This window comes from Flavobacteriales bacterium, assembly GCA_019694795.1.
Taxonomy (GTDB): Bacteria; Bacteroidota; Bacteroidia; order Flavobacteriales_D; family UBA2798; genus UBA2798.
Genome location: JAIBBF010000060.1, coordinates 1 through 13,897, shown reverse-complemented (window position 1 = coordinate 13,897; position 13,897 = coordinate 1). Strand labels below are relative to the sequence as shown.

Below are 13,897 nucleotides of genomic sequence, written 5' to 3'. Positions count from 1 at the left end.
TGGAAGAATTTTCGAAACGCGTTCCGGATTTTCCTTCGGAACATTTATTGGTTGCAGATTTTTTCAAAATCGAACAATCGTTTGATCTCATAATTGAACAAACCTTTTTCTGTGCACTCGATCCTTCACTGCGTGATGCCTATGTACAAAAAATGAAATCATTGTTAAAGCCCAATGGTAAACTAGTCGGATTAATGTTTAACGCACCTATGAATACGGATCGTCCCCCATACGGCGGCACGATGGAAGAATACAAGGAGCGTTTTAAAAAGGCATTCGGAAACATTCATATTATTCCATGCAAAAAATCCATAAAACCGAGAGAAGGAAATGAAGTATGGATTGAAATCAGTAATGATTAATTCAGTTTTAACCAGTCGAGCGATTGCTGCAAAATTTCCTGCAAATGAGGTTTTACGCCGGTAATTTGTCCCTCCTTATCCAATACATATTCATTTAATGAATGATCGTATGGATAAACATGATAGCTAATGTTGTTTTTATTTTTCCGGATGCTTTCCAGATAAAGGTAATCGGTACCCAAAACCGAAGTATTTCTGTCGTTAGCCGCAGCAACGATGTAAACCGGAATGTTCAGTGACGAAATCGCTTCTGTAGGATTAAAACTGCAAAAGCTACTCCATCGCAAATAGGTATGACCGTACCATTCCTTATCGGTTGCATTGGGATGTTGATATATATCGCGGATAATGGCATAAAGTGAATCGACTTCCTGCTGCGATTCCTCAAGGGTTATTTTCGACAATTGCGCATCGATTCGGTTTTGCAGTAAAAAATCGAAAAACTGAGTAAGACCATTTCCCACAAAAATCAAAAGATGTGTTACCGATTTATTTGTGGAAGCAAGATGAGCTGCAACCTGAAATCCTTCTGATATTCCCAATACCGCAATTTTATTGTTTTTGATTTTATTTTTTCGCTTAACATCGGCAATGACTTTTGAGGCTGACTGACTTCGCCATTCGAGTGAAAGTCGCTTTTTATATTCCTCCGGCACCGGATATTCGGGATATCCATAATCCGACATTTTAACTGAATCGCAAAAAGGAACACCCGGTTTGCTAATGATTACCAAATGATATTCTTCGCTTATTTTTTTAAAATCAAAGGGAACAGAAGATCCCAATCCACGTTCTGTATACTGAAATAAAGGATAGGCGCCTGATCCATCGAGGTAAAGCAATACCGGTTTATTTTCTTTTTCACCGCACTTGGTGATGTAATAATGAATATCACCCAGGTTTTTATCTTTCAATACAACTTCAGTAAATCCAAGTTTTTCGGGAGAAATTTCCTGTGCAAACAGATAAGAGGAATGCAGTAACAAAAAAATTAATATCCATTTTTTTCTTTCCATGAGAAAAGTATTTGAAAACAAATCTCACGGAAATCGGGATCATTAAAAATTAAAAAATGTTAAGCTTAGCTAAGAAAACAAAATCATTTACAATGCTCACGCATTAATTTTTCCACTTCATCGCCATACATTTTGGTAAATCCACCATCTATGGCCATTTGAAAATCTTCGCAGGCTTTTTTCTTTTTCTTTTTTTCGAGCCAGATCAATCCTCTCACACGGTAGGCATACGAATTGGCGGGATAAAGTTCGATGGATCGATTAATATCGCTCATGGCTTCATCCAATCTTCCCAACTTGTATAAATTAAATGCCCGGTTGCTGTAACCAAGAGGTTCGTTTGGATTCAGGGCTAAAATTTTATTGTAATAAAAAATGGCTTTTTCATATTGACCCATATTCTGGTATTTGTATCCGATATTTCCTAATGCCGGATAAAAGGTACTGTCGACCTCAATTGCTTTTAACAGGAAAAACATCGTTTCTTCGGGCTTACCGATTTCATCGCAGATAGCACCAAGATTGGTTAAAGCCACCAGGTTGGTTGTATCTTTTTTATACATGGCTATAAGAATATCATAAGCCGGTTTAAAATCGCGCTTACCCGTTAATGAAGTGGCTTTATGGACCAAACACGATTCTTTCTCTTCTTCACCCGGCGCCAAATCATAGGCTGTAGTAAAATCCCGAATGGCCAGATCGAAATCCATCGTAGCGGCAAGGATTTGTCCACGCGAATAATAGGGTGCCCAATAATTAGGAAACTTCTGAATGGCCAGACTAAAACAATCAAAAGCATCCTGGTATTTTTCGGATTTTACCAATGCGTCGCCTTTTAGATCGTAATACTGGGGGACATCCGGATTTTTCTGAATGGCTTTATTGATGATCGTAATACAAGCAGCGTAATCGCCTTTCTGGTATTTATTCTGTGCTTCAATAAAATATTCTTCTTCCGATTGCGCCGTTAAACGCACAATTCCGGAGAATAAAAACAACATTAAAAGGAAATAGCTACGCATAATTTCAGGAATGATGATGTACAAATTCTATCAAAAGATACAAAATTATCAGGATTTGAAATCCATATACAACATGAGAAATAATCCGGATGGACTTATTCTTTAATTCCATAAATGGCATGCCAGGGCCAAAAAAATTGTCAAACGGAATTCATTCAATGGCTTTTCTCCGACATTGAGCAGGAGAAGTCGAACTAAAACGCAAACCAGAAGTACCGAAGATAAAACAGTAGTCATTTTATTTTTTCCGATACAAGACCACGAGCAAATAAAAAGGGTAAACCACATTGGCGGCTGCGGTCATACTGATCCATTGAAACAATAATTCGGCATCGGAAACTCCTTTGCCGTACTGACTAAATACGGACCATAAAAACAAAAATGAGCCCAGCACTAAAAAGAGTTGGATTAAAACCCAGGCTAGCGGATTTTTGCCATTGCGCGAGCGATCATAAAAACGGGTTGCCAAAGCAGTAACGATGGTAAAAATACCAAGGAACAAAAATGCCGGAGCAAGAATGGCGAATTGAGTCAACATTAACATTCCTCCCAATAACAACATGGGAAAGGAGGATAGCAGATGAAGAATCCCTAAAAATGGTTTTGCTTTCATATCATTCAAAATAAACAGGTTGAGTATACCGGCAATTCACCTTTACACCGTTCTGAGTTCCGGGAATCCAATTACCCAACGACTTAATCAATTCAATGGCTTTTTTATCTTGTTGTTCAGACAAACCGCGCAATACTTTAAAATCATATACAGTGCCATCTTTATTGACAATAAACTGAATGTATACCTTTCCTTTTATCGCAGCATCTTTAACCGTTAATCGGGCTTTTAATTCCTCTTTCGAGAGCGGATAAGAAGGTGCAATTTCAACCACATCATAAACCTGTTCTTCTTTTTTTAAACTGTCTTTCTTTTCGGGTGGGAAAACAGCTATTTCCTCCTTCAATGTATTGGATGGTATTTCATTCGATAGTTCGGTCGCTGCACGCTGAAATACCAATACTCTGATCAAATGGGTATAAAACGTATACAATGATTTATGAACATCACTCGGTTTAATATCAGCCACCCATGAAAATTCCAGGATTGGACTTAAATTATTTAAATTTTCCATAACAGATAATTTCTTAAAATGAACATAGCAATCGGAATAACTCTCATGTTCAGTTTCAAGCTTCTTTTTATCCTTGCACGCATTAAACATAATTTCTGCGAGGAGGGAATAATTTAAATTCGATTTTAAAATAAAACCTGCTTTCACCAGTAAATCATAATTATCTCTGGAAATTCGATTAACTCCCGCTTCATCTTTAGAATAAATCGCTTTTTGCAATTCCTTGTTAGCAGTAAAGAAATACGTAGTGTCCTTACCGCAACCCTGCATCAATTTTTCGCTGATTTTCCCAATGGCGTTTTTCTCAGCTTTAGAAAAATCATATGCAAAGGCATTCTCCGATAAACTATGTAGAACGATTAGCAGCGTAATTAGGAAAAATTGTTTTTTCATTTCGATTCAGCATTAATTTTTATGTGGTTCAATACACGATAATGAATTTTATGGATAATATAATCGCTCCACCACTTCCAGTAAAAAGCAGGATAAATATTATTATAATACCAGGTTGTTCCTTCCAGTAAGGTATTTCCGTTGGGCAAAGTACTTAGTTTGAATTGACCCTTTTTCGACACGAAAAAATCATGGAGATGCGGAGCATCGATATCCCAGAAGCTCAATTCCTGCTTCGGAACAGGTTGTTCAACTACATCAAATGCAAGCAACTTTTCATCCTCCCAGGTGGTAATGGGTTCAACAAAACTTCCTGTATTAAAATTACAATACCGAACTGCCCCTACTCCATTACCTTTAATGGTGGCATTAATGGGATAGGAAATCCCGTACCGAAACATCAATTCCTCAGGTGCATTTAATTCAGGAAAAGTAACCACATTCTCCCAAACCTCTTTCGTATCTGCATTGATTTCGATGGATGTAGTTACGGAAAACAATTGTGGATCGCGGTTTATATCTAACATTATGACCGGTGGAATAACAATTAAAATCGGGAGAAATAAGCGATGATTCTTTTTTGCCTCCTCAACAAAATAATAGGCGATAAAATTCCCTGTAAATAAAAAAGTGAGCGTAATCGGAAATGCCATCAGCAGACACATTACTCCTTCGAAAGCGAGAAAAAATGCTAAAAAATTAGCGCTTATAAACGTTGCAATTCCCAGATTGGCAGCAAGTCGCCGATCCGGATAATGCTTGCATGAATACAGCATCACTGGAAGTGCCCCAAGTAAAAATGGAACCAGAATAAAAATCAGTAAACCATATTGCGAAAGCCAGAATATGGAAAGGTATACGAGTAGTGCGACAAAAATTAATGTGTATAAAACAGAAGCCCAAAACAATTTTTTTGGGGATTCCGGTAGAATGCGATGTAAGAAACGGATCATTTATAAGTAAAAAGAAATTTACATTTTATTTGATAGGCTCACTTATTTACCTCTCTCCAAAACCTTTTCCGGCCATGATTCCGGGAATAATTTTCTCCACCCTCGAAACCCGCGTCGCTTCCTGCTTAGCGGATCCCACGTGCAATAAATACGAACGTTTTCGTCCCGGTGTTAACTTCTCCCATGCTTTACGTAGTGAGGCATTTTTCTTTAAAATAGCACTTAATTCCGAAGGGACTTCATAATCTTCCGTTTTTTTCAACTCCACTTTTTGTCCCGATTTCTCCACCAATATTGCTTCTTGTAAATACGCTTTGATGGTGGGAACTAATTTAGATAATTGCTTTAGTGAAGTAATGCGGATAAAGCGGGTCGACTGCGAATTCTCTCCCGGGAGTTCAAGGACATTTTTTGGATCCTTCAACAACACGCCTTTCAAAAAACTGATGACACAATTCTCCTTGAAGGCGCCCAATAAAATCACGTTTTTCCCTTTATAGGTATAACACGGAACGCCCCATTTACGTTCTTCCTGTAAACCGCTCTCCAATAACAATTCACGCATCAACTTTAATTCATCCTTCCAGCGATGAACTTTGCATTCGGGAGTAGCGGCCAGAGGACAACGTCCACAGCCATCAGTAAAATATTCGTCGACAATCGGATTTGGAACCATAGTTAAAAATAGGAAAAAGGCTTATTGATTCGGATAATGCAGGTAAAAATCTGTAGCGTATGGACCAAAGTAATCCAATTTTGTCGTTTTATGATGCAGTAAAAACTGATGGATCATTTCCAGATGCTTTACATAAACCTGATGATACAAAAGCAAAGCCTTCTGATCGGGATTGTTCAATTGCTCATTCATCCACATTCTCGAGAAAAAAACGGAAGTATATGCGTTATGCGGAAAATAAGTTTTGTAGCCCGCCTGAACAAAGGTTGATGTGCAGGACTTTTCAAAAAAAGCGAATGGTTCGTCCTTTTCGGTATTGGAAAATTGAAGAACGGGAATGGGTAGCTTATTTGAATTCGTTTTTAGCGATTCATAAACCAGCGGCCAAAATTCCTTAATGACGGAGGTATCCGTTCGCATTTCGACGGTGGTCTCCAATGAAACGAAAGCTTTAACAGGACCCGGATTATGCAGCGTACACCAACCCTGCTGCGCACCCCAGCTGTGACCTATGAAAAACACATCACCATTTCCATTTTCCTTCGCCCAGCGAATCATTCGATGGACCTCCGAATAATTTTCACTCCGCTTAAAATGATATGGAAACAAACCGAAAATGACATCCTTAAACGACCAATGAAAATTGGAGCTGACAACAATAAATCCACGTTTTGCAAAATATTCGCACAACTCCCAATTTTCGGCAGCGAATCCTTGTGAACCGTGATGATAAACAATGACAGGAAATGAAGATTTTTTAAATTTTCCCGCTTTAGATGCAGTTGTTAAAGAAGAAAAATAATGCAACAATTTTCCATTGACCGAATCCGGATAATTGATCTCTTCGTCTGTAGAAATATTGGTTTTAAAAGCATCTCTAACTACAATTTCAAGCTGCTTATTTAACAATGCAGAATACACTTGTTCCAGTTGCGGAGGAACAACAGGATGGAGCAATTTTTCCATGCTGATGAAATCTCCTTTTAATTTTCCTTTAACCGGAAACCAAATCGTTAAAAACAAAGGAGCAGGTCCGGAATAATTATATTGCTCGTAGGTAAACGTAGAATCGTAAATGATTTGATGATCAAGTCCAATATTCAACTCTTTATTTCCGCCTGAGGAAGCAAATAGCACTTGTACTGAAAATGTGAAAAGTATAAAGAGGATTATTCCTTTCTTTCCATCATTTATCTTTGGGGCAATTTGCTTTAACATTTTACAATTTAATCCTTTTTTCCGGAAGTTTCCGCGACGATTGAAAGCGGTAAGCTATACCGGTAGTCAGCAATAAATCATCCCGGACTAAATCATTCTGTCGTTTAAACACATCGGCATTCTTATTGATAAAATACCTGATTTCCATTCGAAAAATAAATGAATCTGATGGTTTAAAATCCATATTTGCCGATATCGAGTGAATATGAATATCCTGTACGCCAAGGATTTTTCCGCCGGGATCGGAATAGCGTTCAAAACGTAATCCTGTAGTGTAGCGTTCAGAAAACGCGTACTGCATAATGATTACCGGACTATACCAGGCAGCGGGACGAATTATTTTCCCTTTATCGGACTGAACTCCAATATCGAATCCGGCAATTAATTTTAATTTTTTTCCCAATGAAGTTTTGCCATACACATTGCTGAAATAACGCATCGATGAATCGACCTGACCAAAAAACGTACTCCAGTTAAATTCAAGAACAGAGAAGGGGCGCCAGTTGATTTGGGTACCACCCGAAATTCTGTCTTTCATCCCTTTTGTCTGGATATTTTGCCAACCGTTAAGTACTAGTCCAACCACATCCAAGCGCTCATTGGCCGAATATTTCAGGCGGAGTCCCGACTCAAAATAAGGTGAATTCTCAGCACAAAGAGAACGCGTCAACGTCAGGTTATCGAATGAAACCGTGTTTTCGAATCCGATATGCGATGAAAAAATTCCTGCATCGATGTTCCATTTATTGTTTTTCCCCAATGAAAATCCCAGATATGCTTCAGCTATATTTTTTAATCCATCCGGTTCCGAAGCGTAATTCTGATCGACATAAGAACCTCCCTGCACAATGAATTTTGAATGAAATTTTTGTGCATTGTATTCAAATCCCACAAAAGCCTGATTGAGATAAAAGGTATTATGAAGATTGTAGTTGTAAAAATAATCCTGCCGCTTTTCTCCTTTGGGCTGATTAAAATCCCAGGCATAAAAAAAATCGGAATAGGCCACGAAATTCAGTTCGCGTTTATTTTTTTCCAGCGAATCACTTTGTGAAAAAGAGGAAATAGAAGTAAAAATGAACATGAGGATCCATCCGGTTCCTGGAAAAGAAATAGGCATCTTCAGTTCGGGAACAGGACGAATTATTTTATTGCGCTTAATTTTCATTGCCAGTGGTTAAAAATAAGATTGACTTTGTTAACAAAACCATGTTTTTTAGGATTTTATTAACAGCGTTTTACCTTGCGATCCATTATTTTTGCGCCGTGAAAATGTTGTTTTCCATAGTAATTCTGAGTCTTGGACTTTCACTTTCCGCCCATGCCGCGGCTCCGGGTTCCCGTTCTGATGAGGAAGTTTTTTCCTTTATGAATAAAAACGGAATTGCCTATGATAGTCTGTGCACCAACATGAATCTCTATAAAGAAATCATGGGATGGATGGGGGTTCGGTATAAATATGCCGGCAAATCGAAAAAGGGTGTGGATTGTTCGGGATTTGTAGGCGTGATTTGCAATAAAATTTATGGAACCCAATTGGGTGGATCGGCCGGTGATCATTTTAAGAAATGTGTGGAAATTGACCGGAATCAATTGGAAGAAGGTGATTTGGTTTTCTTTAAAATCCGCAAAAACACCATTTCGCATGTGGGTCTCTATCTGGGCAACCACAAATTCATTCATGCCGCTGTGCACGGAGGCGTGATGATTAACGATTTGAGGGAGAACTATTACAACAAATATTACTTCAGTTCAGGCCGGCTTAAATCCTGATTTCTTCCCTTTACAGGTCCCTCCCCTATTTTTATTCACCATTTACCTGCTCCGGGCCTTTAATTTTTTCGGGTTTCAATTTCAATTTCTAACTTCGCACTATGTCCGAAGCAACCCTTGTATTGGATCACGATCAGATCCGCCAGAAAATTCAGCGAATTGCGCATGAATTGTATGAGAATCATTTCGACGCCGAAAAATTATACATCATTGGGATTGCCGGACAAGGTTATGAATTGGCGGAGCGTTTAACGACCATTTTAAAATCCATTTCTCCCTTGCGCATCGAATTAGGGAAACTCAGCATGAACAAAGAAAATCCACTGAGTGAATCCATCAATTTGAGTATTCATCCCGAAGAATTGAGGGACCAGCGTGTGATTTTGGTGGATGATGTATTGAACAGTGGTAAAACACTGATTTATGCCGCTCAGTTTTTGCTGCAGGCGCCCCTAAAAAAAATGAATACCGTTTGCCTGGTGGATCGTCGCCACCGTCGTTTTCCCATCCGTGCAGATTTTGTGGGACTCACCCTCTCCACCACGTTGCAGGAACATATCGAAGTTGAATTCAAAGACGGAAAAGATTCCGTATTCCTCCTATGAACAGTCCCATTATCGCCCCTTCCATCTTAGCCGCCGATTTCGGTAATCTTCAACGCGATTGCGAAATGGTGAACGCCAGTTCTGCCGAATGGTTTCACATCGATGTGATGGATGGTGTGTTTGTCCCGAATATTTCCTACGGAATGCCGGTTATCGATGCCATTCACAAGCATGCTACGAAGCCATTAGACGTGCATTTGATGATTGTGCAACCCGAACGCTACATCAAAGAATTTAAAGCCGTAGGAGCCGAAATATTGACGGTCCATTACGAAGCTTCCACGCATTTACACCGCAGTTTTCAGGCCATTAAAAATGAGGGGATGAAAGCAGGTGTGGCGCTTAATCCGCATACTCCCGTTTCGGTATTGGAAGACATTGCAGCCGATGCCGACCTGATTTTGATTATGAGTGTGAATCCCGGTTTTGGCGGACAAAAATTCATTGAGAACACCTACAAAAAAGTAGCGCAAGCCAAGGAACTCGTTTTAAAGAGCGGATCAAAAGCCCTGATTGAAGTGGATGGTGGTGTAACTACGGCCAATGCAAGAAAATTGTACGAAGCAGGTGCGGATGCATTGGTGGCAGGAAGCTTTGTGTTCAATTCCAAAGATCCCATTGCAACGATTGCCGATTTAAAGAAATAAATCAGAATCGAATTCCCATTACGCAAACATCATCGATCTGTTCAAGATCACCTTTCCATTGCTGAAAAGAAGTGCGGATGAATTCCATTTGTTCTGCCATCGGTAAATGCTGAACACTTAACAAGATTTTTTTAAAGTTGGAATCCTTCAGTTTTTTTCCGTGTTCACCTCCAAACTGATCACTGTATCCGTCCGAAAAAATATAAAGTGTATCTCCGGGTAACAATTGGATTTCGGTGGTGCTGAATTTTACTTCGTATTTATCGACATACGCTCCAACCGGATATTTATCGCCGCGGTATTCCATGATTTCTGATCCGCGGATGATCCATAAGGGATTAAATGCGCCGGAAAAACGCAACAGATGCTTTTCTTTATCGAATGCACACAAGGCAATATCCATTCCGTCGCGCACCATTTCATCATTGCTATCCTGATGCAGCATTTTCGCTAAGCCGCGATTGATCTCATCTAAAATTAATCCGGGATTGGTGAGATGATGTTGCGTTACCGATTCGGTGAGTAGATTGGAGCCGGCTACCGACATAAAAGCTCCCGGAACACCGTGCCCTGTACAATCGGCTACCGCAAATAAAATTTCTTTACCCGAATTTTCCATCCAGTAAAAATCGCCACTTACTATATCCTTTGGAGAAAAATAAACAAAGGAATCGGGGAAGTTGGTTTTGATGTAAGCAGATGGCGGTAACATGGCCTGCTGTATGCGCGAAGCATAGAGAATACTGTCGGTAATATTTTTATTTTTTTCCGATAATTCGTCGTTGGTAATCTGTATCACATGTTTTTGATCGCGGAGTAGCTGATTGGCTTTTCTGCGTTGAATATTGCTGTAAACAAGATAAACCGCAAACACAATTCCCAATACAATAACCACGCTCAACAGATTGTTGAATTTTTTTTCGCGCGAAATTTCCTCTGTTTGATTCTCGATCACCTGAGCTTGTTTTTCACTCTCGTATTTAGCTTTTAAATCGTCGATGTTTTTTCGGGTTTGTTCATCGAGCAGACTATCTTTTACCTGAATATATTTTTTGTAGCTTTCAAGTGCCTGTTTATATCTTCCATGTTCCTGATACAATTCCGAAATGCTTATCCAGGCATCTTTTTCCAGATCCAGAGCATGAATCGATTCGGCTTTCTTTAACGAGCGCCGCATATAAATTAACGCTTCCGTGGTATCGCCCTCCATTTGATACAATAAACCGATATTATTCATGGTCATAGCCACAGCGTAAATATCATTTAACTCCTCGCTGATTTTCATCGAACGGATAAAATAATCGCGCGACTTTTCGAAATCACCTTTGGTGCCGTAAACATTTCCAATATTGTTGAGCGACATCGCTATTCCGTCGCGATCGTTCATTTCTTGTTTTAGGGCTAAGGATTTTTCATAATACAACAAGGCATTTTCCAGATCGTCGGTAGAAAAATATAAGTTCCCAATGTTGTTTTGCACACGGGCAATTCCGCTACGGTCGTTAATTTTAGCATAATGCTCCACCGAGCGGGAATAGTGAATCAGCGCTTCTTTTATTTTCCCCTGTGCATAATACACTGCACCAAGATTGTTTTCCACTGCTGCAATTCCCAAATAATCTTTTTTCTTCTCATAAAACGAAACCGCCTGCAGGGAATAATCGACACTCAAATCATAATCGCCTTTGTAATAATGGACATCTCCCAGATTAATGAGCGACTGACCATATCCTTCATCGTAATTAATATCCTTCGAAATGGACAAAGCCTCTTCGGAATATTTCTTCGCCCGCTCCAGATCGATTTTCATCCAGCCCCTGCTCAATTCATGCAAAATTTTTACGCGGGTGGTATCTGCATCAGGATGTTGCTCCAACTCACGGGCAAGCGAATCCAGTGTGGATGCAGCGGATGCAACCGAAATCAGCAGCATAAAAAACAATCCGGTTCGCCTGATGATGTAGCCCATGTTTTAAATATAATAAAAGAGATGAATACTTAATTTTTTTTATTTTTAGAAAAAGTAATCCTATGATTTCCAAAGCGTCTACTCCCGACCAATATTTTAAGGACCTCCCTGAAGATCGCCGGGATGCCATGAATAAACTAAGAACGCTCATCAATAAAAATCTTCCGAAAGGATTTGAAGAATCGATGTCGTACGGTATGCCGGGTTGGGTAGTACCGCATAAATTATATCCCAAGGGATATCATTGCGATCCTAAACAGGCTTTACCTTTTTTAAGTATCGCTTCGCAAAAAAATTTCATCGCCATATATCACATGGGAATTTATGCAGATGAAAAATTGCTGCATTGGTTTCAATCTGAATTTGCAAAAGCTTCCAGCAAAAAACTTGATATGGGAAAAAGCTGCATCCGTTTTAAAAAAACAGAGGACATTCCTTATGATCTTATCGCAGAGCTAGCGAAAAAAATGTCGCCCAAGGATTGGATTGCCCGTTATGAGAGTGCTTTTTCTAAGGGGTAGTGGGAAGTGGGAAGTGGGAAGTGGGAAGTGGGAAGTGGGAAGTGGGAAGTGGAAAGTGGGAAGTGGGAAGTGGGAAGTGGGAAGTGGGAAGTGGGAAGTTGGTAGTGGGTAGTTGGTAGTGGGTAGTGGGTAGTGGGTAGTGGGAAGTGGGAAGTGGGAAGTTGGTAGTGGGTAGTTGGTAGTGGGTAGTTGGTAGTGGGTAGTTGGTAGTGGGTAAAAAGGTAGTTGGAAAAAAAGAGTGATGAAATGGTAGTGTATACTTTGCGTAATTCGGAGTGAAGTGTGGAATCGGAGGATTGCCGGGTGGGAAATATCATGGAGGCACGAAGGGAAATAAATTTCACTAAGTTTTGTATTGAGTTGATTTGAGAAAAAAATGAAAAGAAAAAAATTCATTTCAACTCAACATCCCCTGCATACGGCTTAGCTTGCTGTAGAGACCATTTTCCATATTGAGTAACTCGTCGTGTTTGCCGGATTCGCGAATGGAGCCGTCTTCTACAACAAGAATTTGATCGGAGCGTTGTACGGTGGATAAACGATGTGCAATAACAAATGAAGTTCTGCCCTGCATTAATTTTTCAAGCGCATCCTGCACCAAACGTTCACTTTCCGAATCGAGGGAACTGGTGGCTTCGTCGAGAATTAGAATGGAAGGATCTTTTAATACGGCACGAGCAATGGCAATACGCTGGCGTTGTCCGCCCGATAACTGCACGCCCCTATCGCCCACTACCGTATCTAATTTTTCGGGGAATTTCTGAATGAATTCCCAGGCATTGGCTTTTTCTGCAGCACGCATAATTTCTTCGTCGCTCGCTCCCGGTTTTCCGTAAGCAATGTTTTCGCGAATGGTTCCGCCGAAGAGAATGACCTCCTGAGGAACAATCGCCATCTGATCACGAAGTGAACTTAAATCGTATTCCGACGCCTTTTTGCCATCGAAATACACATCACCCTTAACGGGTGAATAAAACCTCAGCAACATGGATGCAATGGTGGATTTACCTGCACCGGAGGGACCTACAATGGCAATTTGTTGTCCGGGTTTTACCTTAAACGATACATCCTTTAAAACGGAAACATCGGGTCGACTTTCATAATGAAAACCCACATGGGAAAATTCAACTTCACCGAGAAGACGGAATTTTTGTACTGTTTTTTCATTGGTATTTACAGGCTCTGGAATTTCTTCCAGTAAATCCATTAAACGCTCACTGGCACCAATGGATTTTTGAAGTTTGGCATACAACTCGGGAATACTTCCAAATGAAGCACCAATAAAAACGGACATCATCACAAACGAAACAAGATCTCCTTTTGCAATTTCTCCACTTTGGGTGAGCAATACACCTTGCCAAAGCACAAACACAATGGAACCAAACATGCAAAAAATAATAAACGAAACAAATGCACCTCTCCAAATTGCTCCACGCATTGAAAGTTGTTTCACTTCATTGGTTGCTTTTTTGTAACGCGCAATTTCATACACTTCATTGGCATATGCTTTTACACTGGCAATCGCCGTAAGTGTCTCCTCCACTACTCCATTCGATTCGGCCACTTTATCTTGTGCTTCTTTCGACAAGCGCTTAATGAAGCGACCAAAAATCAC

General features: G+C 39.9%; 16 protein-coding genes. 5 read left to right on the top strand and 11 right to left on the bottom strand.

Annotated features, from left to right (window positions below; genetic code table 11):
- Nucleotides 1–362, top strand: a 362-nt coding sequence (locus K1X56_13055) for an SAM-dependent methyltransferase (GenBank protein ID MBX7095642.1), incomplete at its 5' end; no start/stop codon positions are given.
- Here K1X56_13055 and K1X56_13050 read toward each other — a convergent pair.
- The 8 genes from K1X56_13050 to K1X56_13015 all read right to left on the bottom strand — a co-directional run bounded on the left by K1X56_13050 (nucleotide 359) and on the right by K1X56_13015 (nucleotide 7,935).
- The gene (locus K1X56_13050; GenBank protein MBX7095641.1) at nucleotides 359–1,378 is read right to left on the bottom strand and encodes a hypothetical protein; all 1,020 of its coding nucleotides are present in this window, start codon (nucleotides 1,376–1,378) and stop codon (nucleotides 359–361) included. The genes K1X56_13055 and K1X56_13050 overlap by 4 nt on opposite strands.
- Before the next feature lie 83 nt (nucleotides 1,379–1,461).
- The gene (locus K1X56_13045; GenBank protein ID MBX7095640.1) at nucleotides 1,462–2,400 is read right to left on the bottom strand and encodes a tetratricopeptide repeat protein; all 939 of its coding nucleotides are present in this window, start codon (nucleotides 2,398–2,400) and stop codon (nucleotides 1,462–1,464) included.
- 238 nt (nucleotides 2,401–2,638) lie between these two features.
- On the bottom strand, nucleotides 2,639–3,013 hold the full coding sequence (locus tag K1X56_13040) for a hypothetical protein (GenBank protein ID MBX7095639.1): 375 nt from the start codon (nucleotides 3,011–3,013) through the stop codon (nucleotides 2,639–2,641).
- 1 nt (nucleotide 3,014) lies between these two features.
- Nucleotides 3,015–3,920: an energy transducer TonB gene (locus K1X56_13035; GenBank protein MBX7095638.1), complete on the bottom strand. Its 906-nt coding sequence runs from the start codon at nucleotides 3,918–3,920 to the stop codon at nucleotides 3,015–3,017.
- Nucleotides 3,917–4,873: a hypothetical protein gene (locus tag K1X56_13030; GenBank protein ID MBX7095637.1), complete on the bottom strand. Its 957-nt coding sequence runs from the start codon at nucleotides 4,871–4,873 to the stop codon at nucleotides 3,917–3,919. Before K1X56_13030 ends, K1X56_13035 begins: the two co-directional genes overlap by 4 nt.
- 46 nt (nucleotides 4,874–4,919) lie before the next feature.
- Nucleotides 4,920–5,549 (bottom strand): YdeI/OmpD-associated family protein, encoded by a 630-nt coding sequence (locus K1X56_13025; protein ID MBX7095636.1) that lies wholly within the window; start codon nucleotides 5,547–5,549, stop codon nucleotides 4,920–4,922.
- Between the two features lie 21 nt (nucleotides 5,550–5,570).
- Nucleotides 5,571–6,686, bottom strand: coding sequence for an alpha/beta hydrolase (locus K1X56_13020; protein ID MBX7095635.1), 1,116 nt, complete (start codon nucleotides 6,684–6,686; stop codon nucleotides 5,571–5,573).
- An 82-nt stretch (nucleotides 6,687–6,768) separates the two neighbouring features.
- A complete protein-coding gene (locus tag K1X56_13015; GenBank protein MBX7095634.1) occupies nucleotides 6,769–7,935 on the bottom strand; it encodes a porin in 1,167 nt (388 codons plus the stop codon).
- Between the two features lie 98 nt (nucleotides 7,936–8,033).
- On the opposite strand from K1X56_13015, the gene K1X56_13010 reads away from it, so the two are divergent.
- From K1X56_13010 to rpe, 3 genes are all read left to right on the top strand, one after another.
- Nucleotides 8,034–8,540, top strand: coding sequence for a C40 family peptidase (locus K1X56_13010; protein MBX7095633.1), 507 nt, complete (start codon nucleotides 8,034–8,036; stop codon nucleotides 8,538–8,540).
- Between the two features lie 101 nt (nucleotides 8,541–8,641).
- Complete coding sequence (locus K1X56_13005) at nucleotides 8,642–9,145, top strand: phosphoribosyltransferase (protein MBX7095632.1); 504 nt, start codon at nucleotides 8,642–8,644, stop codon at nucleotides 9,143–9,145.
- Nucleotides 9,142–9,792: a ribulose-phosphate 3-epimerase gene (rpe, locus tag K1X56_13000; GenBank protein MBX7095631.1), complete on the top strand. Its 651-nt coding sequence runs from the start codon at nucleotides 9,142–9,144 to the stop codon at nucleotides 9,790–9,792. The genes K1X56_13005 and rpe overlap by 4 nt, the downstream gene beginning before the upstream one ends.
- 1 nt (nucleotide 9,793) lies before the next feature.
- On the opposite strand, the gene K1X56_12995 is transcribed toward rpe, so the two are convergent.
- Entirely contained in the window at nucleotides 9,794–11,761 is a 1,968-nt protein-coding gene (locus K1X56_12995; protein MBX7095630.1) for a tetratricopeptide repeat protein, read from the bottom strand.
- A gap of 62 nt (nucleotides 11,762–11,823) precedes the next feature.
- Here K1X56_12995 and K1X56_12990 point away from each other — a divergent pair, with 62 nt between their 5' ends.
- Nucleotides 11,824–12,282 (top strand): DUF1801 domain-containing protein, encoded by a 459-nt coding sequence (locus K1X56_12990; GenBank protein ID MBX7095629.1) that lies wholly within the window; start codon nucleotides 11,824–11,826, stop codon nucleotides 12,280–12,282.
- Here K1X56_12990 and K1X56_12985 read toward each other — a convergent pair.
- Both K1X56_12985 and K1X56_12980 read right to left on the bottom strand, forming a co-directional pair.
- Nucleotides 12,255–12,626 carry a hypothetical protein gene (locus tag K1X56_12985; protein MBX7095628.1) on the bottom strand — a complete coding sequence of 124 codons (372 nt, stop codon included), beginning with the start codon at nucleotides 12,624–12,626 and terminating at the stop codon, nucleotides 12,255–12,257. The genes K1X56_12990 and K1X56_12985 overlap by 28 nt on opposite strands.
- Before the next feature lie 53 nt (nucleotides 12,627–12,679).
- Nucleotides 12,680–13,897 (bottom strand): ATP-binding cassette domain-containing protein (locus K1X56_12980; protein ID MBX7095627.1); only part of this gene is annotated, 1,218 nt, incomplete at its 5' end.